Source organism: Rossellomorea sp. FS2, assembly GCF_047915635.1.
Taxonomy (GTDB): domain Bacteria; phylum Bacillota; class Bacilli; order Bacillales; family Bacillaceae_B; genus Rossellomorea; species Rossellomorea marisflavi_A.
Window position 1 is genome coordinate 521,041 of sequence record NZ_JBLRVS010000004.1, and the last position, 20,977, is coordinate 542,017.

At 37.9% G+C, this 20,977-nt stretch carries 31 protein-coding genes and 2 pseudogenes; 1 reads left to right on the forward strand and 32 read right to left on the reverse strand.

Annotated elements, in window-relative coordinates:
- Positions 1 to 237 precede the first annotated feature (237 nt).
- The 7 genes and pseudogenes from ACNA6I_RS13490 to ACNA6I_RS13520 all read right to left on the reverse strand — a co-directional run bounded on the left by ACNA6I_RS13490 (position 238) and on the right by ACNA6I_RS13520 (position 4,605).
- Positions 238 to 1,104: a hypothetical protein gene (locus ACNA6I_RS13490; protein ID WP_048016402.1), complete on the reverse strand. Its 867-nt coding sequence runs from the start codon at positions 1,102 to 1,104 to the stop codon at positions 238 to 240.
- Between the two features lie 110 nt (positions 1,105 to 1,214).
- Positions 1,215 to 1,457: pseudogene (locus ACNA6I_RS13495) on the reverse strand (immunity protein YezG family protein); the annotation flags it as partial.
- Between the two features lie 13 nt (positions 1,458 to 1,470).
- On the reverse strand, positions 1,471 to 1,827 hold the full coding sequence (locus tag ACNA6I_RS13500) for an Imm3 family immunity protein (RefSeq protein ID WP_048015401.1): 357 nt from the start codon (positions 1,825 to 1,827) through the stop codon (positions 1,471 to 1,473).
- A 144-nt stretch (positions 1,828 to 1,971) separates the two neighbouring features.
- A complete protein-coding gene (locus tag ACNA6I_RS13505) occupies positions 1,972 to 2,415 on the reverse strand; it encodes an SMI1/KNR4 family protein (protein WP_416313530.1) in 444 nt (147 codons plus the stop codon).
- Between the two features lie 11 nt (positions 2,416 to 2,426).
- Positions 2,427 to 2,733, reverse strand: a pseudogene (locus ACNA6I_RS13510) (cytoplasmic protein); the annotation flags it as partial.
- The gene (locus ACNA6I_RS13515; protein WP_416313531.1) at positions 2,711 to 3,841 is read right to left on the reverse strand and encodes a low temperature requirement protein A; all 1,131 of its coding nucleotides are present in this window, start codon (positions 3,839 to 3,841) and stop codon (positions 2,711 to 2,713) included. The gene ACNA6I_RS13515 and the pseudogene ACNA6I_RS13510, both read right to left, overlap by 23 nt.
- 437 nt (positions 3,842 to 4,278) lie before the next feature.
- Positions 4,279 to 4,605: a DUF2834 domain-containing protein gene (locus ACNA6I_RS13520; protein WP_416313532.1), complete on the reverse strand. Its 327-nt coding sequence runs from the start codon at positions 4,603 to 4,605 to the stop codon at positions 4,279 to 4,281.
- A gap of 178 nt (positions 4,606 to 4,783) precedes the next feature.
- Here ACNA6I_RS13520 and ACNA6I_RS13525 point away from each other — a divergent pair, with 178 nt between their 5' ends.
- Positions 4,784 to 5,329 carry a TetR/AcrR family transcriptional regulator gene (locus ACNA6I_RS13525; RefSeq protein WP_416313533.1) on the forward strand — a complete coding sequence of 182 codons (546 nt, stop codon included), beginning with the start codon at positions 4,784 to 4,786 and terminating at the stop codon, positions 5,327 to 5,329.
- A 397-nt stretch (positions 5,330 to 5,726) separates the two neighbouring features.
- Here ACNA6I_RS13525 and ACNA6I_RS13530 read toward each other — a convergent pair whose 3' ends face one another.
- From ACNA6I_RS13530 to ACNA6I_RS13650, 25 genes are all read right to left on the reverse strand, one after another.
- Complete coding sequence (locus ACNA6I_RS13530; RefSeq protein ID WP_416313534.1) at positions 5,727 to 6,059, reverse strand: hypothetical protein; 333 nt, start codon at positions 6,057 to 6,059, stop codon at positions 5,727 to 5,729.
- 135 nt (positions 6,060 to 6,194) lie between these two features.
- Positions 6,195 to 6,623: an SMI1/KNR4 family protein gene (locus tag ACNA6I_RS13535; protein ID WP_416313535.1), complete on the reverse strand. Its 429-nt coding sequence runs from the start codon at positions 6,621 to 6,623 to the stop codon at positions 6,195 to 6,197.
- Positions 6,624 to 6,742: 119 nt separating this feature from the next.
- Positions 6,743 to 7,216, reverse strand: coding sequence for an SMI1/KNR4 family protein (locus tag ACNA6I_RS13540; RefSeq protein WP_416313536.1), 474 nt, complete (start codon positions 7,214 to 7,216; stop codon positions 6,743 to 6,745).
- 150 nt (positions 7,217 to 7,366) lie between these two features.
- Positions 7,367 to 7,843: an SMI1/KNR4 family protein gene (locus ACNA6I_RS13545; RefSeq protein ID WP_416313537.1), complete on the reverse strand. Its 477-nt coding sequence runs from the start codon at positions 7,841 to 7,843 to the stop codon at positions 7,367 to 7,369.
- Positions 7,844 to 7,881: 38 nt separating this feature from the next.
- On the reverse strand, positions 7,882 to 8,493 hold the full coding sequence (locus ACNA6I_RS13550; protein WP_416313538.1) for a DUF600 domain-containing protein: 612 nt from the start codon (positions 8,491 to 8,493) through the stop codon (positions 7,882 to 7,884).
- 26 nt (positions 8,494 to 8,519) lie between these two features.
- Positions 8,520 to 8,957: an SMI1/KNR4 family protein gene (locus tag ACNA6I_RS13555; RefSeq protein WP_416313539.1), complete on the reverse strand. Its 438-nt coding sequence runs from the start codon at positions 8,955 to 8,957 to the stop codon at positions 8,520 to 8,522.
- Positions 8,958 to 9,322: 365 nt separating this feature from the next.
- Complete coding sequence (locus ACNA6I_RS13560) at positions 9,323 to 9,661, reverse strand: hypothetical protein (protein ID WP_416313540.1); 339 nt, start codon at positions 9,659 to 9,661, stop codon at positions 9,323 to 9,325.
- Between the two features lie 59 nt (positions 9,662 to 9,720).
- A complete protein-coding gene (locus ACNA6I_RS13565; RefSeq protein WP_416313541.1) occupies positions 9,721 to 10,254 on the reverse strand; it encodes a hypothetical protein in 534 nt (177 codons plus the stop codon).
- A gap of 105 nt (positions 10,255 to 10,359) precedes the next feature.
- Positions 10,360 to 10,671: a suppressor of fused domain protein gene (locus tag ACNA6I_RS13570; protein ID WP_416313771.1), complete on the reverse strand. Its 312-nt coding sequence runs from the start codon at positions 10,669 to 10,671 to the stop codon at positions 10,360 to 10,362.
- A gap of 9 nt (positions 10,672 to 10,680) precedes the next feature.
- The gene (locus ACNA6I_RS13575; protein WP_416313542.1) at positions 10,681 to 10,962 is read right to left on the reverse strand and encodes a hypothetical protein; all 282 of its coding nucleotides are present in this window, start codon (positions 10,960 to 10,962) and stop codon (positions 10,681 to 10,683) included.
- Positions 10,963 to 10,976: 14 nt separating this feature from the next.
- On the reverse strand, positions 10,977 to 11,399 hold the full coding sequence (locus ACNA6I_RS13580) for a hypothetical protein (protein WP_416313543.1): 423 nt from the start codon (positions 11,397 to 11,399) through the stop codon (positions 10,977 to 10,979).
- A 380-nt stretch (positions 11,400 to 11,779) separates the two neighbouring features.
- Positions 11,780 to 12,286 (reverse strand): hypothetical protein, encoded by a 507-nt coding sequence (locus ACNA6I_RS13585; RefSeq protein WP_048015391.1) that lies wholly within the window; start codon positions 12,284 to 12,286, stop codon positions 11,780 to 11,782.
- 157 nt (positions 12,287 to 12,443) lie between these two features.
- Positions 12,444 to 12,821 carry an immunity 22 family protein gene (locus ACNA6I_RS13590; RefSeq protein WP_048015390.1) on the reverse strand — a complete coding sequence of 126 codons (378 nt, stop codon included), beginning with the start codon at positions 12,819 to 12,821 and terminating at the stop codon, positions 12,444 to 12,446.
- Positions 12,822 to 13,341: 520 nt separating this feature from the next.
- Entirely contained in the window at positions 13,342 to 13,821 is a 480-nt protein-coding gene (locus ACNA6I_RS13595; RefSeq protein WP_416313544.1) for an immunity protein YezG family protein, read from the reverse strand.
- Between the two features lie 82 nt (positions 13,822 to 13,903).
- Positions 13,904 to 14,317, reverse strand: coding sequence for a hypothetical protein (locus ACNA6I_RS13600; protein WP_416313545.1), 414 nt, complete (start codon positions 14,315 to 14,317; stop codon positions 13,904 to 13,906).
- A gap of 128 nt (positions 14,318 to 14,445) precedes the next feature.
- On the reverse strand, positions 14,446 to 14,892 hold the full coding sequence (locus ACNA6I_RS13605) for a hypothetical protein (RefSeq protein WP_048015387.1): 447 nt from the start codon (positions 14,890 to 14,892) through the stop codon (positions 14,446 to 14,448).
- Positions 14,893 to 14,979: 87 nt separating this feature from the next.
- The gene (locus ACNA6I_RS13610; protein WP_416313546.1) at positions 14,980 to 15,351 is read right to left on the reverse strand and encodes a hypothetical protein; all 372 of its coding nucleotides are present in this window, start codon (positions 15,349 to 15,351) and stop codon (positions 14,980 to 14,982) included.
- 80 nt (positions 15,352 to 15,431) lie between these two features.
- The gene (locus tag ACNA6I_RS13615; RefSeq protein WP_416313547.1) at positions 15,432 to 15,842 is read right to left on the reverse strand and encodes a hypothetical protein; all 411 of its coding nucleotides are present in this window, start codon (positions 15,840 to 15,842) and stop codon (positions 15,432 to 15,434) included.
- Positions 15,843 to 15,989: 147 nt separating this feature from the next.
- Positions 15,990 to 16,397, reverse strand: a complete 408-nt coding sequence (locus ACNA6I_RS13620) for a contact-dependent growth inhibition system immunity protein (protein WP_416313548.1) — start codon at positions 16,395 to 16,397, stop codon at positions 15,990 to 15,992.
- A gap of 238 nt (positions 16,398 to 16,635) precedes the next feature.
- Positions 16,636 to 17,346 carry a PoNe immunity protein domain-containing protein gene (locus ACNA6I_RS13625; protein WP_416313549.1) on the reverse strand — a complete coding sequence of 237 codons (711 nt, stop codon included), beginning with the start codon at positions 17,344 to 17,346 and terminating at the stop codon, positions 16,636 to 16,638.
- Between the two features lie 145 nt (positions 17,347 to 17,491).
- Entirely contained in the window at positions 17,492 to 18,049 is a 558-nt protein-coding gene (locus ACNA6I_RS13630) for a T6SS immunity protein Tdi1 domain-containing protein (protein ID WP_416313550.1), read from the reverse strand.
- A gap of 205 nt (positions 18,050 to 18,254) precedes the next feature.
- Positions 18,255 to 18,728 (reverse strand): hypothetical protein, encoded by a 474-nt coding sequence (locus ACNA6I_RS13635; protein WP_048015384.1) that lies wholly within the window; start codon positions 18,726 to 18,728, stop codon positions 18,255 to 18,257.
- A gap of 347 nt (positions 18,729 to 19,075) precedes the next feature.
- Positions 19,076 to 19,618, reverse strand: a complete 543-nt coding sequence (locus ACNA6I_RS13640; protein ID WP_048015383.1) for a T6SS immunity protein Tdi1 domain-containing protein — start codon at positions 19,616 to 19,618, stop codon at positions 19,076 to 19,078.
- A gap of 197 nt (positions 19,619 to 19,815) precedes the next feature.
- Positions 19,816 to 20,283, reverse strand: coding sequence for a DUF6985 domain-containing protein (locus ACNA6I_RS13645; protein ID WP_048015382.1), 468 nt, complete (start codon positions 20,281 to 20,283; stop codon positions 19,816 to 19,818).
- 392 nt (positions 20,284 to 20,675) lie between these two features.
- Positions 20,676 to 20,915, reverse strand: a complete 240-nt coding sequence (locus ACNA6I_RS13650; protein ID WP_048015381.1) for a hypothetical protein — start codon at positions 20,913 to 20,915, stop codon at positions 20,676 to 20,678.
- Positions 20,916 to 20,977 lie beyond the last annotated feature (62 nt).

The following is a 20,977-nucleotide window of genomic DNA, read 5'->3' on the forward strand; positions in this document are numbered from 1 at the left end:
TTAACCATTTCACCCAAGCCTTAATCTCAGACAGGTTCTTGTTCTCTAACATCTCCATGAGCTTTTGATTGGAGTAATGACCTCTGGGAAAATGTTTTTATTACCTATTAAAAACACCTTCAAGTGCAAATGAATTATTTACTACTTGAAGGTGTTTTATTTACGCTTTTATCCTAAGATCTCTCTACCTTACCCAGCAAGGTTCGATATCATCTTGACCTTCCTCCATCACAACTACTACTCCCCTTGGTGTTTGAGAATCGTATTATCGATATGTGCCTTGACTGCTTGGTATACCAAATTGTGGACTCCTCGACCGGACGGGATACTTATCATATCGTTTACTTCCACTAATCCAGTTTTAGTCTCACCCACAACCCAGTCCACTCCCAACAGGTCGGTTTTGTAACTCTTTGCTATCTTGATTGATTCCTCTACCATCTCTTCCAAGTGAGGGATCCCCAATTGTCTCCGCTCGTTGTAACGATAGGTGTTTTCTTCTTCTGGCTCATCATTTTTCAACCACGTGGACGTATTTACATGTTCGGTAATAAATATCTGATCAAAGCTATCTGTATGACCGACGATCCCTACACGGATGCTGCGGGCATCCGGCACAAATTCCTCAACAGTAACAGGAAGTTTCCTCATTCTATACGGCACCCGTGGAATTTCTCTGTTTTTATCAAGCAACCATTTACCTTCTGATGCATGCAGATTGCACACCTTCAACACCACAGGATTATCTCCGAACGCCTCATCGATAAATGCACGCGTGACGCTTTTGATGTTGTCTGCATACCGCCGTTTCAATGGATACCGTGTCCACCCATCCAACTCGGGAAGATACCGATCCTTGTGTCGAATGGCTTTTGACACTAATGGATTTGGAAAAAGGGAGTAGCCTGATTGGCTCAATTTCTCTTGGAAGTCGAGGTCGCTCTTAGAGGATCGTAGAAAGAAGATAACATCTCTTTGCGTCACTTCTTTCCTATTTACCAAGGCTTTCAACTGTTTATAAGATGAAATGAAATTATACTGGTTTGGGTAATCGGTATACAACTGACTTTCGATGTCATACCACAGTCCGTAACCATATATCATCGGAACGCCTCCTTTACTTTTGTTTTTTGGTTGGTCAGTTAATTGCTCAAAATATGGGGCGCTTTATAGTAAACTAAACTATATAGGCTTTCCTTATCTAATCTATGTTATTAAATTGGATTATCTGGATATTCATTTATATATCTTTCAATCAACTCTTTACTCTCAACATCATCTGGTTCATTCCCTAAATATTTATACTCCCAAATAACCAACTGATCAACAAAGGTATAATTTGTATCAAACCAATTAGTATAATCATAGTGAATTGTAAATTTCCCATTATCCTCTAGAGATAATGTAAACGAATACCTTTCCTCTTGCTGATGGTCTGTGAAAACATTTCTTAGTTTATGATGGAAGTGACTACTCCGAATAAGGGTTATAATCTATCTCAACCTTACTAAGACCATCTAGTACTTTCTCTATCCTAGTAGTCAAGTCTGCTATTTCTTCATGTGTCAATTCACTTGTAACATCTAGATCTTCAAACATGCTTAATCTCTTTTTTATCCCTTCAACATATCCAATAAAGACCTTATTTTTGGATAACAATATTTCTCCTATAACGGTATCAACAATAAAGTCTTCTACTCTTCCCATATTCATATAATCATTAACAGTTCTTGCGATTGCATATTCAAGTCCTCTATTTAGCTTTACATACTCATTGTAGTCTTCATTAATGGCCTCAACTAATTCATTATATTCCCAGGATTCCAAGATATCACTCCTCCTTTATTCCGCTGAAGGATCATAATCAACCTCCACATCTTTTCTATTTACCGTGATACTGATTGTTGTATTTCTGCATATAAGAATGCAAATAAACGAAGCTGCAGCTTCCTATTGATAACGAAATCACCTTCACTCATCCACAAGCAATCCCAAGTAATAATGATCATCATCCGCTATCTTCCGTAAAAACTCTTCGAGAGACTCCGCGATTTGACTATTATAATAGTAGACCGGACTGCGATCCTTGCCATTGCATTCAATTGACATCAAAGCTGATTCACTGCCTTCGAAGAAGATCAATTTGTTGTCTTCATAGTCATCATAGATTTCAATGTCTGGATAAAACTCATAGTCATCTACCCTCAGCCGGAAATCCCTGACTGAGTAGGGGTCCATTAAACGATTGATGTTATACTCCGAACCTTGCATGAACCCGTAACCAACCTCTTTGTAGAAGTTCACCAGCTCCTCTGGGAATGCCAGATCAATCTCCTTTTCGGCTTCCCTTATCTGGTCATCCGTCACGGGGTAGAATTGGTTCTCTTTGTTCGCCATGATCCATCCGTATCCCATGGTCCACCACCTTCCACCTTCGACACGATCTCCTCATTTCTTGTTTCCACTATGTCATTCGTTGCGATGAATTCCCTTCCTCTTTGCGTCTCATACCACTCTTTTATGCGGATAAAGTGGGCTGTCTCGCGTTGTATACGCTGTTCTATCTCCATGTTCCCATTTCGTTATCCTTCTTTTAGCGACCTACCAAGCGGGAACCGTGCTTCAGTTGGTGGGCAGGTTCGTGTGGATGAAATGATGATTGACCGCATCAAAGAACTCTCTTTTTACGATATAGTACTTTTTTACATCGTTACACCTCTTTCGTGGGTACAGAGGTATTATGACTTATCTTCTTGGTAGTCAGTGCGGCATAAAGGATGAAGAACAGCGTCAGCTCGCCGACCACCGTGACCGTTGGGACCTTCACGAGCTCATCAATGACAAAGAAGATGGCGAGGACGCCTAGGAACAGGGTTAAATGAGTGACTTTCAACCGATGATGTTCAAACCGGTATTGGTGAAATACTACGGTGGTGGAAAGGAAATAAAGCAGCACAGACCCGAACACAAAATAGACGATAAAGGAATAGTCGGTCTCATGGGTAACCAGGAGCCTGATCGATGCAGCCACCATGCTCAGGGACATAAGGATCAGGAGATGGCCGTAGATGATGACCTGCCCGGACGACTGCCTGGACTTGTCCAGTTTCTGATCGATGTTATCAAAGTACTGCCACCACATGGAGATGATGAGGATGAAGGATATGACGGCAAAGCCGATCGAACCCCAATTCCCCTGAGTGGGCTTGATGACCGCAAGCGTGCTCACAAGCGCCTCTCCGAAGAGGATGATCGTAAACAGGCCGAACCGCTCCAACAGATGCGCGGTGTTCGGCGGTACCTTCTCCAGGATCCTCCTTCCGATTACCGGCACGAGGATATCTACCAATATCCCTAGATAGAGCACCGCATAGCGCATCCAGGAATCAAAGAAAAGGGATAACAACGAGATGCCGATCCCGATCCAAAAGTACCTTCCCAAAAAGAGCGCCACCCGTTTGCGGTCCCCCTCTTCCATGCGCTGGACCACAAGATACTGAATCGCCGTCACGGCCCTCAAACCGATATAACCAATTAAAAACGTAAGATAATACGGATCAAAATCCGCCGACAGCCCAGATGTCATGATCAGCACAAAGAACATCTGCAGGATCAAAAACACCCGCTGATGAAACAAATCCGTCCCGAACCGGTTGATGAAGATCGTCTGCCCCACCCACGCCCACCAAATCGGAATGAAGATCAGCACAAACTTCACCAGATATTCCATATGGATGTACCCATCCTCCACATGGAGCAACACATGCGTAGCCGCCGCCACGGCAGCCACAAACAATAAATCATAAAATAATTCCAACCACGTCACTTTCTTCTCTTCCATCTCCCGACCCCTTCCAACACTTGTATAGAATAATAGTATGCTAGAAGACGATTGAAATGGGAAGATAATTATGTGAATAGTGGGAATTCATATAGCATACCCACTGACCCTCAGCCAGGCAGATAGAACTTGGCAGATCTTTATTGGAAAACCCTATCCCGGACTTATTCCTTCTAACAAGGCTTATCAAAGTGATCTGCCACTTCAAACCTGACAGGGCTGAACCCAACCGATTCTCTTCAGCCCCCAGCATGTCAGGCACCAAAACACTTCATGTTCTTCAATTCATTCGTTTGAAGGCAGTCAAAACGGTGACGTATAAGAGAGTAGCAGCTTTAAAGCGTTTTTTAGGAATGTTATGACCATGAGTGTCTATGACGTCACCAAGGTTGATTTAACTGTCGTTATGATCAAAAACATGAGCTATACTTCCCCCATTATTTTTTTTGGAGCAATAAATAAAACAGTGGACCGAATGAGCCGGTTACTAAAGTAAGCAAGGCCCATGGCCAAAAAGACCGATTCGTTTTTTTGGCATCATGCCACATCCATATAAGGATTAAGATGGATGCAATGAGCAAATCAACAAAAACTTGAATAGTGGCGTAACTTTTAAACACTTCCGTAAAGATACCTAAAAATCCATGGTGAAGTACTGCCACAATGGTTAATGGCGAGAATAAAACCAGTATAGAGATAATCACCTTTTTGGAAATAGGATTGTTTAAAGAGCTATTTCTTTGTTCGTTCTGACTTTTTAACATATGGATCCCCCTTATCGAAAATAGTGTAGCGATTACTACATAAAATTAATGTAGCACTCACTACACTTTTTATCAAGTAGAGAAAACAAATTATTGAATCCCTAATATTGAAATGTAGTATTTGCTACAAAAACAGGGTGTAGCATATACTACACAAAAAGAGATGAAGGGTGTTCATATGAAAAAAGGAGAAAAAAGAAAACAAGTATTGATTGAGGGGATGTCTGCGTATATCTTATCGAATGGGATTCAATCAGCTAGTTTGCGAAACCTTGCAAAAGCAACAGAAACCAGTGATAGAATGCTTCTTCATTATTTTAAAGATAAGGAAGAATTACTAACTGTTGTCTTGTCCTTTATTTCAAAAGAGTTAATGCTTATGTTAGACAATGCTAAAATGGAGAAAAGGTCATTTTCCAGTATTGTAAGATATCTTTATCAAATGATGAAAGAACCAGAAATTAGCCCCTATATGAAATTATGGCTAGAATTAATTGCAATCGCCTCTAAAAAAGAAAATCCATTCTACCCTATAGCAAAGGAGATTTGTGACAGCTTTTATACATTTTACAAAGAGGTCATACAGGTAGAAGAGGGAATGACGAGAGAACAAATGGCTGCAATAGCTTTAATTGTAGTAGAAGGTATTGCTCTTCTTGAATCCCTGGGTTGTGATGACTTAATATTGGAAGCGATTGAAGGGATAAAAAAATTAGATCAGTAAGAGGGATCTTTAGAATGAATGCCTTGAATTTCACAAAAATTAAAAAGCCAAATAGAAAAGCCTAACTTCTTAATTTCGAAAATTACTTGTATTGCTGTTTTCACCAATTCATATAAGCAGCCCCTGTTGGGACTGCTTTTTTGTTATCATCTACATACTTTTTTGGTTAGTCCAAGATCATCTATTTTACCCTTAATGCCTGAATTCTGATCAAAACGTAATGGACTATCTTTTTTCCACTATGTCATTCGTTTCGATGAATTCCCTTCCCCCATGCTTATCGTACCACTCTTTTATGCGGGTAAGGGGGCTGTATCGCGCTGTATACTTTGTTCAATCTTCGCTTACGCTTCACGGCTGTCGTATTCCCAGTAGGCGAAGAACGTCCCTTCTTGATCTACTCACTTCTGCTCCACACCTTCTGACCATCAGCCAGGCAGATTGCACTTGGCGGGTCCTTATATAGGGAAACTTCAATTAACTGGCCCCCCTCTTCCACCAACCAACGATAGATTGCGCTTTGGAGACTCATAGGATGAGTCACAATACGGCTCACCTTAAATACCGCCGCATCATAATCAACAAACTCCAAGGCATCCTCGTCATTCTCATTGCTTGTCTCAAAGACAGTATCCAAGTTCCCCTCCAGTCTCAAACCACTTCCCCACTCGAGGATCATGGTATGCTTTTCATATTGGATCAATGCACTAATTAACGAATTATATCCCATGGTTAATCCCCCAGTTCCTGTATATAGAGTCGACTTAGTGTGTTTATATCTCCTTGCTCCACACCCTTTAACCATAAGACAGGCAGATCGCACTTGGCGAGTCCTTATATAGTGGGCATTAATGATAACTACATATCAACAATTAAAATAGTCCTGCAAAAAATCAAAAAACGAGGACCAGGTCTCTTCTAGTTCTCCTGTTTTAAGCCGTTCATCTGCTCCTTCAAAATTAACGATATACACTTTATCCGTTACAGTATTAAGCACTAATACAGCATGTGAACTCATTTCACTTAAGAAAAGAAAGTGATTCAAAAATCCGTGCTCCTGTCTAGAAATGAGTGTATACGATTCAATATTATTCTCTCTATCTACCAGATCCAGTAGCTCAAAGGGCACATGTTCTTCCCAAAAAGGGCCTTCGTAGTGATGATAGAATGCCTTGAATGTATCTGACGAATCCACTCCCAGCCTTTTCAATGCATTCCCCACTAGAGTGGGGTCTTCGCGTGCATATCGTTCATTTTCTAATACTTCTGTTAGTCTATTGGGCAAAACACTCATACTATTCCCTCCCATATCTATTGCCGGAAAGAATACCTACACCTACCTGATAGCACCAGCATAATCAAAGCCACTATATAAATTCACACAGCTATCCTGGACTTATCCTTTTAAATAGCTTACTTTCTAAGCAGCTCTAAAAACCCATCAAAGTCCTCTGCCACTTCAAAAGTGACTGGGCTGAACTCACCCGATTCTTCATGAGACCAAACGCATACAGAAGGATTTATTCTATTATTCCTAAAATCTAGACAAATGAAATCCCCGGCGAACACACAGGCAATAGGCAACATTTCAGCTCCCACCAAATCTTCATGATCAGTTAATCTATCTCCAATCTGTGAGAACACAACATCCATGTCGTATATACCTTCAAGGTGTTTTTCTACATCATCAATCACGCATAAAAACCGTTCTATTGCATACACGCGATTGTTACACTCAAATGTCGCCTCTTCCACCTGTACTCCATTGTAGATCTTCATGAACTCCTTAAAAGATTCTGGCAACGTCAGGCGCCAGAACGCTTCATGTTCTTCAATCAAATCTGTTGAAGGTAGTGGTGTGACGATGCTATCTCGTTTAAATCTCATAGATTTCCCCTTTCATCAAACCGTACGCATATTCAACATCACCCAAACGGTAAGATTTTCTTACTAGAATGACCCCTTTTCATGCTATACCATTCCTAGAATACTTCCCTACCAAGACGTTCAAATCAACCTTGGTGACAAAGTAGATACTCATTGTGATAACATCCCAAAAAACCCTTCAAAGTTGCTGCTCACCCTATACGTCACAGGGTTAAGTTCCGAAGACGCTTCATGGTCCCACACACATACAACAGGCTCTCCTCCACAATGATGACGGTAGTCAAGACAAACGAAATCCCCTGCGTACAAAACCGCTATGGGCAGCAGCTCAGTACCCACCACATTTTCATCAAAAACAATCCGCTCATCCAATTGTGTCCTCACAACGCCGATATCGTAATATTCCTCTTCACTCTCACCCGTAACGCGCATGATACATAAGAACCGTTCAATCATATATAGTCGATCATTGCATGTAAAACAATCATCTAAGGGTTTGACACCATTGAACCTTTTGATGAAATCCTTATAGGCATCCGGTAAGGAGATCCTCCATTTCCCTTCTTTATCTTGAAGGAGCAGGTCGTTTGGTAATGGGTGGATGATCGAGCCTTTTTTATATCGCATAAGGACTCCGTCTACCTATATTACGATTCGGAACTTCCTTAACATTCATTTCGCTTCTTCCCTTCCTTTACGTCTTCAAACCAAGCCTTGAAAACATTATTTGGAAGAAGTTCATCATCATGAGAGTATACGACATCATAGTTATACGTTCCTTGCAACTTGTTATTCTTCCTAATGTAACGCAGCTTTATTTCAGTTGGCATCTCAGAGTTGAATTCCTTATACCTTTTATGGATCTCTTCTAAAATTTCAGTACCTATGCGTTGGAATTCGATTTGTCGTTCAGTTGAAAGATCATATAAATATTCATTATTCTCGAAGCTAGTGTCATTTAATTTGTGCTTCAAAACCATCTTTCCCTGCACATTAAAAAACGCATTGAAGTAATAGGCATCCGGCTCATAGGAACCATACATATAAATTTCATCTGCCTTCCGATCAACAAAGTCCAAACATAGTTCCACCAGAATTGTTTGAAGTTCAGAAATATACTCTTCAAACGCCTTCATACACCCACCTACTTTCCCAAAGTTCTCACCAGCGATAACCCATCTGTCATCGTACCAGGCATCTACTGTTGTACAAATGATCCCCCAGTTGGTAGATGAGGGTTCCATGCCAGTGTCTTTTACAACGGAGTCATCCTGCATTGAAATTGCCGCCTAAACCTGAAGGCTCAATCAACCATCTGCCAAAAGTATTCTGCATCCTCGTCCATCTTGCTTATGAACTCTTTCAACGAACCGGCAATGTGGGTTTCAAAATAATACACAGGAGTTTGGCTGGCCTGATTTAAATCAAGCGTCAGGTATACGCCCTCGTTCACTTCAAAAAACACTAATTGATCCTCTTCCTCATATATTCCATCTAAATCCGGATCAAACTCGTAAATATCTGCTCTCAATCTAATATCCGCTATGGTTCCTGGGCCCAAAAACCGGTTGAATGCATTCTGATTACGGCTTTTAATAAAGCCATAGCCCACCTCAAGATAAAATTCTCTCAGTTCTCTTGGCAACTTAAATCCGAGTCTTTCTTGCGCATCTAACAATTCGTTTTCATGAACGTTGTAAAAGGTATGATTTTCACTATTGAAGAACCCAAATGCAGCCATCCAAATTACCTCCTGTATATCAACCTTGTGCTCGCGAAATATGTTTGAGTTTTAGTAGGTTCCTTCCTCTTTTCTCTAACGTTTCACCTTGCTTCTCATGCTGTTCAAGTATTCATCCATTTCAGCCGAAATCATGGGCCACTCCATCATGTTTGAGGTTTTGCGCAGACTTCACGTCGTCTTGTGTTTAGGCCATGATACAAGCCGCCCCTTGTTGGTTCTGCCAAAAGGCACGTGATTAACCATATATTAACAAAACCCAAACAACCTTGAAAGACATATAGCCCGTCAAGGTTATTAAATCTGCTCTATTATGGTTAGGAAGTCCAGAGCTATAAGGGTTTTGTTGTCGCGCTTCATAAATATTATTCTTCGATTAAGCACGTAAACTCACGTGGTACTTTAGGGTTAGCAACAAATAATTTTTTTCTATAATCCTCAAAATCATTATAGTGTATCTCGTGTTTAACATTCGAAGTAGACCAATCAATTTCGCTCAAACTCTGTATAGCGATACCATTTCCAAAGTCTTGGTCATTGTCGATTACTTGGAATATATTCTTGGTCACACCATGGTTAACTATTTGGTTGATACTTTTCACATCGTAACCTAATTGATCAATGAAAAAACCAACAATCGTACTGATTTGGGCATCTTCCTCAGCAATGAACGTTAAGAATTGAAGCAGATCTTTTTCTCTCATACTATACTCCTCTATTAAGGTATGCGTATCATGTCACTACCCATAGCAGGTTTAACAGCTCAATAACTATCCTCAAAAAGACAATTAAATATTGTAACGTCTTCCTCTTTTAACTCTAATGAAATATTCGGCACTACAACATGAAGGAGATCATCATCTAGTTTTTGAATTCCATGATTAGTTAATATCTCTAACAACCTTATATAAATGCGCTCTGTTTCATTATCAAGTGGAGAATATGCCTCATGCATTTGTATAGCCCCATCATTGTCATGGTACCTAAAATACTTAACCACTGAATACGGAGCAATTACCGAAATCAAAACCATAACCCCGGTTATCTCATGCTTTTCCTTAAGATAATCATTGAACTCATCACTACCTACTCTAAAGTTCGGACCTGGCGATGATTGAATAAAATAAGAAAAGCACGTTGAATAACTGAAGTCGGTAAGATTATCGATGAAAATCTGTTCTACCTCATCATTGAACGTACGAGCCCAATAGTCCTTATCAATATACTTGGCTAGTACATAGTGAAAATCACCTTTTGCATACAATCTGTCAATGGTGTTCAGTAAAACTTCTTTCATAGTATGCCTCCATTATTGTGCAGGATAGCCAGCTGACACCTTTTTATTGGAATTATAAATAACCTTCAAAGGTATTAGGTCCATTAAGGTTAACAAACTAGAAAATCACACGATTGATCCTCTTTCTAAATCAAAGATATCGATCTCTTCCTGTTCAAATAATTCTTCTAATGAATCTGTTCCTTTTTCTTGGGCAAATAGATATTCATTCTCAGATATCGGAACAGCTAGCAGCCAAGCCACTTTTTTGTTTGGAAACTCAAGAGTCTTTAAATCCTCCCACAAGAAAGGTGACACAAATAACACATGTCTCATCTCGATATTGGGATAATACATCTGGATTATGTCACTGAATACTCCACCGTGAGAAACTGACAATTTCGAATTAATAAGACCAAATGCACAGCTTGCCAGTATATTAGGAAATTACTCATAATCTGTTGCACTTGCTCCTACTATTTCGATTCGCAAAGATGTCTCGTCAACAGTCAATTCAATTGAATGATCAGATAGTCCAATAGTAGAATACGATGATACACCGTCAACGGGTCTATTCACGGTTGTTAGCATATCAATATTACTCACATTATTTTCGTCCCAGTATCTCGAGACACCAGGTTTACCCCCAAAAGCATGGTGTGCTGTCTTTGCAATGATTTTATGATCAGTTGAAATGCTCAAAGTAAACCTCCTTGTGTCTTCATCCATAACACCTTTTGAGATTATTTATTTTTCTCCAAGCTATCATACGGATTAGAGATATTCTCGCCTACTTCATCTATTGCTTCCTGGATCTCATTCAGGATTGATTGATCGATATCCTTATTCTGATCCAGTGATTCTTTTATCTTTTCAAAGCAAATTTCCAGACCAAGATTGACCACAATAGAAAGAATCAGATCTACTTCATCATAGGAATCTGTATTCCATAATCCAGAAAGAGTTCTATCGATATCATTTCGGATATCACTTCTTACTAGCTCGTATGTCATCACTTGCCTGTCTGTTAATTGACCAAGGATGATTAAGAAAACATCTCTCTCAATCTCTTCCTTTCTAAATTGATCTAATGCGTTCTGAAACAATGCTAGTAGTATTCCCGCCGGTAATCTATCAGGTAGATTTTCAATTTCTTTTGTATCCATATTACATTTCCCCTCTATTGGAATATGAACCCCATTTGAAGATTGATGTCTAGTCGATGTTCCGTCTGATTTCAGCTATTTACGATTTTCATCTGTGCAGTCCATCAGGAAGAGTACATTTACATTTGTAATAGTATCCTTTGTTATAGATATCTCGTCATCTTTCATACTATCCGGAGCATTTGATTCAAAGTTCCTTATTTTTATCTTCCATTTATCAGGTCCCCCATTCAGCCTATCATGATTTTTTCACTAGCAAAAAATCCGGTAAATTGGGGCGTTCCAGTTCTTACCTTATACCCCATGCTAATTTTATCCATTCATATATTAACAAATAGAAAAAAACCTCGAAAGGCATTTAGCCAACCAAGGTTCCATACTCATTCTTCACATACACGAATCATTTCTTTAGGTACAGATTCAAAAACTAAAACTTCTGGCTTTGAATAAGGCTTTGTTATCAAATAATCTTCAAGAGGCATCACACTTTTCCAGTATAAGTTAATCCAAAACTCAATCGTTTCTCCAGTATCAAAATTTAAAGCTTCCTCATCAAAGTCTTTAAAATCTTCATAGAAAGCTTGGTCATAGATTGAAAGAGATAGATTACCATCAAACACAAAAATTTTATCTGTAAATATAGGAAAGCAAAAAGACTTTGAGAACCGATTAACTAAATCAACACCTATTGCTTCCTTGAAGTTTAGCCATTCAGGGATGTCGGAAGGTCTGAACCGTTCTGTTACCTCAAGTTTCACCCTGCCGCCGTTACTATATCTATTGTTTGACTTACTAGAATAATTAATACCACCACGTTTGACTTCTACAAGCGAGATATGATGTTCATGATTTTCAGGCAAATATGCATGGTACAACAAATTACTCAAATCTCTCACCAACTTAACATTTGTTTTCTTGATCCATAAGGAAAATGTGAGCTTCTCGTTGGATCGAACTTCCTGTGACTTCTTAAGGTTTTAAATTAATAGTAGATTAACGCTCTTCACTGTCCCACGGATTTTATTAGTTTCATTCCAGAGATTACTATTGTGAGTAACTAGTAGAAGCAATATAATCAAAATCCTCACGTGAATTAACTAGGTTCTCGTACTCATAATTGTAAATTAAAATAACAGCGTTATATAATTTATTTAATTTTTTGTACCCTCTAAATTCAGCCAGTATACTCTCCTCATAGGAACACCCCTCCAATAAAGCAGAGATCTTATCACTCTTTTCTTCCAATACTGCTTTTTCAATAAAATCCTCATCTATTTCATCCATATCGATATTAAAATCCGAGAAAAATTTAGAAGGTACAGACTCTCCGTCTTCATCGTAAGTTAGATTGACGTATTTCTCTAACTGGTTTTGTATTTTCAAATTACCTAACCATATAGAAACCATTCCTGGCTTTTCCATAAATAGCACCTCCCGCTTCGGATTCACCAATTATTACTTTTTTTCACATATACCCTGGTTTTTTGATTAAACTGCAACCTAGTAAATGCGTGTATTGAAATATCAAGTTCTTCTCCATCTTACATTATGATAAATAATTTCATACAATAAGCCATCTCTGTCAGTCATCAGGGAAAGCGAGTATCCATCGACGTATGCAAAGTGTTAGGCACCGACATCCAGAAGTTAATTGAGGTGGGAGTAGCTGTTCGACAAAGTAATCGTTCCATGTACGTCAAAGTTGCGAAATAAATAAAAGAGAGGGAAAAAGCGAAGGTAGGTGTTTGGAGGATAGCATTGGTGGTAACTCGTAATGTTGAGATTATTTTCAGAAGGGATCTGTTATTCGTTTAAAAGCAGATGTACGTACTACGTTATTTGTTCGAACATTATTGAGGGACATATCACCTCCAATTTTTTCAATTTAGGGTCTGGTTGTGGTTTAAGCTTACTTAAAGATTCTCCTCTGATTTGTTCAAATTCAACCTTTGTTGTTTTCTCTATACTCTTCAATTATCTTAACGTCTCGCGCTCGATCCTCATTCGGAACCAAACCTAGTCTTTCATATTCCCAAATTATTTGCTGCTCATAGCTATCTTCATTTACCAAGTTATTATATTTGAAATCAATATTGAACGTACCATCCGAATTTAACTCCAATGTTAAATTTGTCCACTGTTGTTGATTTAGATTTTTAGTTTCAACCCATAATTCTTTCAAGTATTTATATAACTGGTGTAATTGCCTATTTACTTCGTATTCGTCTATATCGATCATTTCTTCAATATCCAAGCTATAAATTGGTGTCTCCTTATTATGAGGATAATAGTAAAAATACGTTCGATTACTCACCTCGGTTACTTCAGAATATAGTAATACTCTATCCCAGGGTTCAGGAATAATTTGATTTACTTGTTGTCCAATATTTATATATATGGGTTCCATATTTCTAATGTCCATTGTCTTCACCTCCATATATGTTTTCCGACCGATTCATATGAATTTTCGCAATGATTCATACAGTTCAAGACATTCCCCTTATCTATATTTTGTATTGTTCTAAGTTTGTTTTTAAAATCCTTTCAATAGGTGCACTGGCGTTTTTTAACAATCGCTCTACTTTGTCCTTTATTTGCTTATTAGAAGTAATTATTTTTCTATACTCTTCTCCATCAAAAGAACGTAAAGAATCTATTGCATATTTAGCCACTTCATCACTCTCATTAAGTAGATCTAATAATAGATTAAATCCATATACTCCGTTATCTTCATCTATACAGTAGGCCAATCTAATTTTGTATGTATCATCCTTATTATCTTTTAATCCTCGAATGAAATTCTCCCAATCACAATTAGTAAATTCACTCAACAATTCTTGCACATGCATAAACTCATCGTCGTAAAAATAGTTATCTGCGCTATCTTCAGCTAGGATTGCATCTGCCTTTTCGTACATCGACTCTCCTCCTCTATTACCTAAAACCAACGATTGTTACACTCAAAATATCGCATCTTCGCCACTTCCCATGCCCTTGTGCATTAAGTAACTTTTCCTTACTCTATACAAAAACAACATCAATGGCTCTATCGTCTTTCCCCATTGGATCCTCTATACTCAATTTCAATAATGGCCTCTTTAGCAGCTTCTTTTATTTCTCCGCTAGAATGATGAAGAAACGTCTCCAGGATCGATCTATATTTACCCTTTCCTGAAAAACCCATAAACGTCAGAACATACGTTAACTGTTCTTCATTGAACGTCGATAGAACTGGCACCAGCAGATCCAATGAAATGTCAGAAGCAATGTCTTGATAAACGATTCCGTTATGAATCGAATGAAGAATACTTTCTTTTACTGCATCATCCTTTTCCATAGGAATATGCGCTAGGAGTAGATCGATCCCTTCTATGAGCTCAGGGCTGTCCATACCTCCATATTGGAACCTATCTCCAATATCTTCAATCTCTCTCTCCTGCTCAACTTTATCCTCACTCGATAATAGTCTTCTTATTTCTTCCACTACTTTCATGAGCCTACCTCCTTTCCTTTTTTACGATTTGATAAAATAAAGAAACCTTAAGAAGCGCATTTTGCTAATCAAGGTTTCTACACAGCACTATTCCTCCAACACAACATTGGAACATACTACCGACAACCACGGTTTCGAGTAGTCTATCGTAAAAATCCCCACATGCTTGTGCTTATCCGAACTTCCTTCCAGCTCTTTAAAGAGAACAATTGTAAAGAGACTTTCTTTGTTGACGTCATCAGGAGATAAGGGAAGATCTGTACTGATCTGAAAATCCGCTTTTGTGCAGTGTTCAAAAATAATCTTTATCATTCTTGTGTTGTCATGACCCTCTTGAATATCCCAATAATAATCAACCACTACGATCAGGTCTATTAGATTGTCCGCCCACTTCACTTCCGTGACAATACTGTCTGTGAAATCGAAATGCTCTAGAACATCGTGCAGATTGGTAGCCAACACCTTCACTCACCACCCTTTCAACATGCTGCTTTGTCATCCCTTATAGGAGTTGTTTCCGAATCTATATTCCATTGAGCTTACTCTAAACCTGAATATGGATGATGAATGTTCCCATCCAATTCATTTATCGTTTCTTCTATCAATTCTCTGACATCGACACCAAGATTTGTTTGATCTATTTCCTTCAGTGCTTGAAAACTTTCGGTGAGGCCCAAATAAGCAATGATCGATGTTACATGATCCATCAATTCATAAGAAAGTGGGTCAAGCACTTCTATCATTATCCTATCTACCTTTTGTTTTATTTCCTCATCCAAAGCTTTATAAGTATGCCACTGTCTTTCTGACAATTGATATAACCCCTCGGAGAAATCAATCTTATTTACACTTTCAGTACGATCATAATAATGAATAACCTGATTGAAATACTTTTTCAATGTTTCTTCTGACAAATAATCAGGTAACTCATCAAATGTAGAAAAATCCATTTCTCACTCTCCCCTGTACGGATTTGTGTTCGATTATTGGCTTCTTAACGTTGATGAATCAATAGCAACCTTGTTATAAGCACCTTCTTCCATCTTAACCCAAAACTAAAAAGCCTTGAAAGGCATTTAGCCAATCAAGGTAATCGTTTATGTTTGGTATGAGTCTATTTCAGTTAAGAATTTCTTTACTAAGTCATGATATCCATTAAAGTCCTCAACACTCATGAAATGATCTATTTCTACATTGTCCCTAACGTCCAGAAGCACTTCTTTCAGTGGTTCCCTTTGTTCTGTGATTTTTTCCATATCAACAGAAAATAGTACCTCTACCAACTGACCATCATAAACATCACCTGCTAAAGGATTACGCTTAAGAACCTCTACTCCTTTATCAACTGCTACTTCAATAAAAATATCCTGTTGGATCATTCTACATAAATCAGTAATGTCTAATTCTGTACAATCTTTATTTAATAAGGTATTGTACCATTCATCCAATGGATAATCTGCTTGGGATTGTTCCTGTGACAATTGATAGATATCCCTTATTTTCATACTGATATCCTTTCAGTAGAGTCCAGAATTTCATGCAGATTTTCAGACCGCACTTTCACTCACCTACTTATTAAAGATAAAATTGTATCACATTACTCTAAACTTTTATTTTGTAACCATTCCCTAGCTTCTTCAAACTCCTTTTTTCACACTGTATTACTTAATTCTTTGAATTTTTGTAGCACCAATCACTTCTGTAAGGAGTTCTGCTAATTTATTGTGGGAAGGAATTTATTTATCATTTGAAGTGAACCATGTCATAAGTGTAGTACGGAGTATCCTTTAAGGCCGTATCATCTAACTTTAAGATCTTTACGATGGCTCCACTTTCATAACTCCAATACCCGTTATACGTATCATGTTGACTATTATGCGAGTCATACCAGCCTGTATCTTTATGACCAGGATACCATTTAGATTCTAAATAATATTTTAATTTCTCTATGGCCTCATTTTCGCTGCTCGCATGAATAACTTCATATAGGATGCTATACGGATCTGAAAACATAAATGATGGTGTTGTACGATCCAAAACTTTTTTGTTATCATTCAACAAAAAATCTACTAGGTAATCTTTCAATTGGGATTTTACAACTAACTCTCTAAGCTGATTTACATCGTGGTCTGGAACATTAATCATATTGCCGATGGAAAGCATCCACACCAGTCTGACATAGCCACTTTCCTTGTTCCACTCCTTGTTCATTATTTGGATTATTTCAGAATACACCCTTTGGATATCTCCAATTGGTGCTCCCATAGAATATAGACAGTTCAATTTGTTAAAATAGCTATTTTGAATAATTCGATAAGCTCTTTTTAAACCTGTATCCTCTTCTCCTCGTTCCCGTTTCACTTTCTCAGCCATACCTTTATACTTTAGTATTTTGCGAGTTTCATTTTCAAGATATTTCTGAAAATAAGGCAGAGTTCTACGAGTGTCTCTCATTTACTTATCTCCTTAATACTTAGGGTTTTTCTTCACTAATACCTACACACAGCACCCTCATTTTCTCCAGCTGTTCTAACGTTGTTACAAAGGTACCACCAGCTAAGAAATGCTCAGATCTTAGATCCAGAAAATGATTATCTTATTACTGAACCGGTCCCATAAATTCTGTCATAATAAGAATATGTTCCTTCAGTTTGACTTTTTTTAGATTCTCTACTTTTTCAGCTCCACCTAGACCTAATAAAGGTGTATATCCGAAGCACTCGTCAAAAGCTGGTTCTCCATACTTTTCAACCGCTTCGGAATATGGTTTCCAATCTAAATCCTTTTCCTTAAATCCATCATCCTCTAAATCTTCAAAGAAGAAATTAAATCCTGCCTCCAAAATACTTGTCTTACCTTTTCTAAAATTGACTAGTACTAGATATTGATTCTCTTCCCGAGAATGTTCCCAAAGAATAGCATCGCCCAGTGAAGTCATAAATACTACAGTAGTATTTGAACTGCGCAAATATGTTTCATTAATCAACGATTGATAATCGTCCGGATTTACAATCTTTAAATATCCATTTAACGCACTTCCAAACCCATATTTCTCCCACACCGCCAATACCTGTTTTGGGAGTCTATTTGAGTATTTTTGATATAGTTCAGTTGAAACTTCAGCTTGAAACTTAAAATCTTTAAAAATATCATCCATATCAGCACTTCCCCCCTAAAAAAACTCCATGATGGTCTTTTGAAAGGAAAACTCATCATGTGTGTATTTGCTTGCTCAATCGCTTTCACATCTACGTTTCTTTTTTTGTACAAACCTCGTGCACATAAGACCGCTCTAACTATTATGTAGAATTTAACTACTTCTATAATGATAATGGTTTTATTGGCTACTAATAACCAAATGCCTAGTTTGGCAATTTTTCATTAATGTAAGAATGTTCAAGAAAACTAAGCAAACCCTTGGTTAAATATTTTTCCTGGTATTGATCTAAATCACTATTGACCATTAACTGGCCATTCTCTTTTCTAAGTAATTGATCCGAACCGTTTTCTAAGAACAATAGATTTCCGCCAACTTGTCTCATAAGATCCCCAAGAGCTTTAAACAAGACTTCTATTCCTTGATAGAAAGTGTTATCAAATAATTGAACCCTAATGCATATATTTACATCTAAATCGTAATGCCTTCTAATAAAGGCTATGTCAGATATATCCTCTAATTCTAGAGCTAATGAAAAATACTTAATCCCAATAACTATTTCTTCTTCACTAATGTGAACAGTTATATCTTCGTTGACAGACCCAGCTATTATACTTCGAATAATATCCGCCAGGGATTTACAACTTAAATTAGAGCTTAAAAACAATTCGTAATCCATTTAATTCTCCTCTCCAGTTACTCGTGTAATTTTTCCGTCGTTCACTATAAGTAATTCTTTAAGTTTTTCAAATCTCCATTTGGATTAGCTTTTCTTATGTAATGATTTTTCATCAGATTTCACAAAATTTGTTTCTACCAGCAAGGCAACCATGACTTTTCACAGGTTTCCTTGTGTACATTCAACCCTAAAGCTGTCCCCCAGTAGAATCACTCATTGGCGACATCTCCTACGACTTCGCCATGTTTGAGGACCTGGACATTTAGATCCATTAAAGTATTCTAGACATGTCACCTTTCCTCTTTACACAAGTGTTTATAGTTACTTCTGTACCATACTCCCGAATATTACTGCACTGGCCCCATAAGTTCAGTCATAATAAGAATATGTTCCTTCAATTTGACTTTTTTTAGATTCTCTACTTTTTCAGCTCCACCTAGACCTAATAAAGGTGTATATCCGAAGCACTCGTCATATTCCAACTCACTATATTGTTCAAGGGCTTCGGGATAGGGTTCCCAAGACAAATCTTCATCTTTGAATTCCAAATCATTAACATTTTGAAAGAAAAACTCAAATGTAAACATAATTGTCTTTACCACACCATACCTGTAATTAAGGAGTCTGACGTATCCATCTGACCAAATTATTAGGTCGCCCATCCCTGTAGCAAACAACACAACTGAATCCTTGTATCTTTGACTACTCTCCTCCAAAATCTCTTTAAATTCCTCTGGATTTACACTTTTAAAATACCCTTGCATAAATGTACCAAATCCATAATCACGCCATAAATCAATCATTTCATTTGGTACCAGCTGCCTATATTTTTCAATGATTTCCCTCGGAACTTTACTATGCCATTTAAAGTCTTTTAAGTATTTTTCCATTTATACTCCTCCCACTAATGTGTTAAGTATTTTTGGTGCCATACTCATTGCTAATTCCTTGATTTGTTCATCCTCCATTGACTACCTATTAATGGATGTATTCTCTTATCTCTTACTTCTGCCTTTCCTCCTGTTATCTGCTCTGGGTTGTGCAGCGTTACCTTCACTTGCACGCCATCATGACTCTTAACAACCTTTCAAATGGCAACATCTTGATAGCCTAGTTCAATTATTTTTTCATTTAATAAACGAATCCCCAATCCGTTTTCCGCATCCCATGTACAGCTAAATGTAATTCCAATATCTCGACCTTCGAAAATATCCCCATACGGAACAAAAATTCCATCTAAAGTGATCATTTCTAGTAGTTGATCTGGTGTTTCGATCAATGGATACTTATCATTTAATTCAATATCATAACCTAGTTCATGACGATTCTGTTTGTAATAGTCTAATATTGATTGCAATAAACTTGGCTGTAAGTCCTCCCAATTCTGCATTAATGCTTGATATGCCATATACTGCTCTTCATCAAATTCTCCATCTTCTTCCCCATCGATGATCAAAGATATCTCAGATTCTTTTTCACAAAAATGAATAATGGTATCCTTAGTCCAAACATATTCATACTGAAGTTCACCAAAAATCGGATCGTCTATCGTCATTTAAAATCTCCTTTTACTATTTGTTAGCAAACTCATCAGATTTAAAAAACTCATGTACGTATTTCTCCTACCCCAACAAGGTGTCGGAATTCACTATATTTCATTAATTACTTTATGCTACGTTACTAATTTTACCATATTTTGTATCAGGATGGAGATGTGGGCATAGAAGTCCGGCTAGATGAACCTGATAATACACCCCATGAAAAAAGATGTTATGTGAGAAAAGATATTGAGGACTGTGCTTTCTTGCAAGTGGGCAAAAAAAAAGAAGGTCATAATAACCTTCCCTTGGAACACAATTCCTGCTTGAACGATTTGCAGAGAGTCATCACTCCTGTAACCCACCTTGACTTTTGATAAAGCGGATCGTGATTTTACCGATTACCAGATTATATGAGCGCCCACACATAAAATAAAGCGATGTACAGCCCGTAATATAACAAGGTCGATCCGATGAACAACAGCAACCAATTGAATGAGACACGCATCACATTGGTCAGTGTCAAGGTGACAAGGGTGCCGATGATCAGCATGAGATATAATATGAATTCGGTCCATGCATACAGGGCGACCGCTCCACAAACAAATATAAGCAACAAGAGTGCTATGCCTTTCCATATTTGGGTCATATTATACAGTCCCCCTCCTTTCCTTCAGTATAATGGAAGAAGAGGGGCTGTAAAGGAGATGG

Coding starts and splice junctions, on each gene's coding strand:
- ACNA6I_RS13490 (WP_048016402.1), bottom strand. CDS start 1,104: ATGATATATGGTTACGGACTGTGGTATGACATCGAAAGTCAGTTGTAT.
- ACNA6I_RS13505 (WP_416313530.1), bottom strand. CDS start 2,415: ATGGGATACGGATGGATCATGGCGAACAAAGAGAACCAATTCTACCCC.
- ACNA6I_RS13515 (WP_416313531.1), bottom strand. CDS start 3,841: ATGGAAGAGAAGAAAGTGACGTGGTTGGAATTATTTTATGATTTATTG.
- ACNA6I_RS13520 (WP_416313532.1), bottom strand. CDS start 4,605: ATGTTAAAAAGTCAGAACGAACAAAGAAATAGCTCTTTAAACAATCCT.
- ACNA6I_RS13525 (WP_416313533.1), top strand. CDS start 4,784: ATGAAAAAAGGAGAAAAAAGAAAACAAGTATTGATTGAGGGGATGTCT.
- ACNA6I_RS13530 (WP_416313534.1), bottom strand. CDS start 6,059: ATGGGATATAATTCGTTAATTAGTGCATTGATCCAATATGAAAAGCAT.
- ACNA6I_RS13535 (WP_416313535.1), bottom strand. CDS start 6,623: ATGAGTGTTTTGCCCAATAGACTAACAGAAGTATTAGAAAATGAACGA.
- ACNA6I_RS13540 (WP_416313536.1), bottom strand. CDS start 7,216: ATGAGATTTAAACGAGATAGCATCGTCACACCACTACCTTCAACAGAT.
- ACNA6I_RS13545 (WP_416313537.1), bottom strand. CDS start 7,843: ATGCGATATAAAAAAGGCTCGATCATCCACCCATTACCAAACGACCTG.
- ACNA6I_RS13550 (WP_416313538.1), bottom strand. CDS start 8,493: ATGCAGGATGACTCCGTTGTAAAAGACACTGGCATGGAACCCTCATCT.
- ACNA6I_RS13555 (WP_416313539.1), bottom strand. CDS start 8,957: ATGGCTGCATTTGGGTTCTTCAATAGTGAAAATCATACCTTTTACAAC.
- ACNA6I_RS13560 (WP_416313540.1), bottom strand. CDS start 9,661: ATGAGAGAAAAAGATCTGCTTCAATTCTTAACGTTCATTGCTGAGGAA.
- ACNA6I_RS13565 (WP_416313541.1), bottom strand. CDS start 10,254: ATGAAAGAAGTTTTACTGAACACCATTGACAGATTGTATGCAAAAGGT.
- ACNA6I_RS13575 (WP_416313542.1), bottom strand. CDS start 10,962: ATGGATGAAGACACAAGGAGGTTTACTTTGAGCATTTCAACTGATCAT.
- ACNA6I_RS13580 (WP_416313543.1), bottom strand. CDS start 11,399: ATGGATACAAAAGAAATTGAAAATCTACCTGATAGATTACCGGCGGGA.
- ACNA6I_RS13590 (WP_048015390.1), bottom strand. CDS start 12,821: ATGGAAAAGCCAGGAATGGTTTCTATATGGTTAGGTAATTTGAAAATA.
- ACNA6I_RS13595 (WP_416313544.1), bottom strand. CDS start 13,821: ATGGACATTAGAAATATGGAACCCATATATATAAATATTGGACAACAA.
- ACNA6I_RS13600 (WP_416313545.1), bottom strand. CDS start 14,317: ATGTACGAAAAGGCAGATGCAATCCTAGCTGAAGATAGCGCAGATAAC.
- ACNA6I_RS13605 (WP_048015387.1), bottom strand. CDS start 14,892: ATGAAAGTAGTGGAAGAAATAAGAAGACTATTATCGAGTGAGGATAAA.
- ACNA6I_RS13615 (WP_416313547.1), bottom strand. CDS start 15,842: ATGGATTTTTCTACATTTGATGAGTTACCTGATTATTTGTCAGAAGAA.
- ACNA6I_RS13620 (WP_416313548.1), bottom strand. CDS start 16,397: ATGAAAATAAGGGATATCTATCAATTGTCACAGGAACAATCCCAAGCA.
- ACNA6I_RS13625 (WP_416313549.1), bottom strand. CDS start 17,346: ATGAGAGACACTCGTAGAACTCTGCCTTATTTTCAGAAATATCTTGAA.
- ACNA6I_RS13630 (WP_416313550.1), bottom strand. CDS start 18,049: ATGGATGATATTTTTAAAGATTTTAAGTTTCAAGCTGAAGTTTCAACT.
- ACNA6I_RS13635 (WP_048015384.1), bottom strand. CDS start 18,728: ATGGATTACGAATTGTTTTTAAGCTCTAATTTAAGTTGTAAATCCCTG.
- ACNA6I_RS13640 (WP_048015383.1), bottom strand. CDS start 19,618: ATGGAAAAATACTTAAAAGACTTTAAATGGCATAGTAAAGTTCCGAGG.
- ACNA6I_RS13645 (WP_048015382.1), bottom strand. CDS start 20,283: ATGACGATAGACGATCCGATTTTTGGTGAACTTCAGTATGAATATGTT.
- ACNA6I_RS13650 (WP_048015381.1), bottom strand. CDS start 20,915: ATGACCCAAATATGGAAAGGCATAGCACTCTTGTTGCTTATATTTGTT.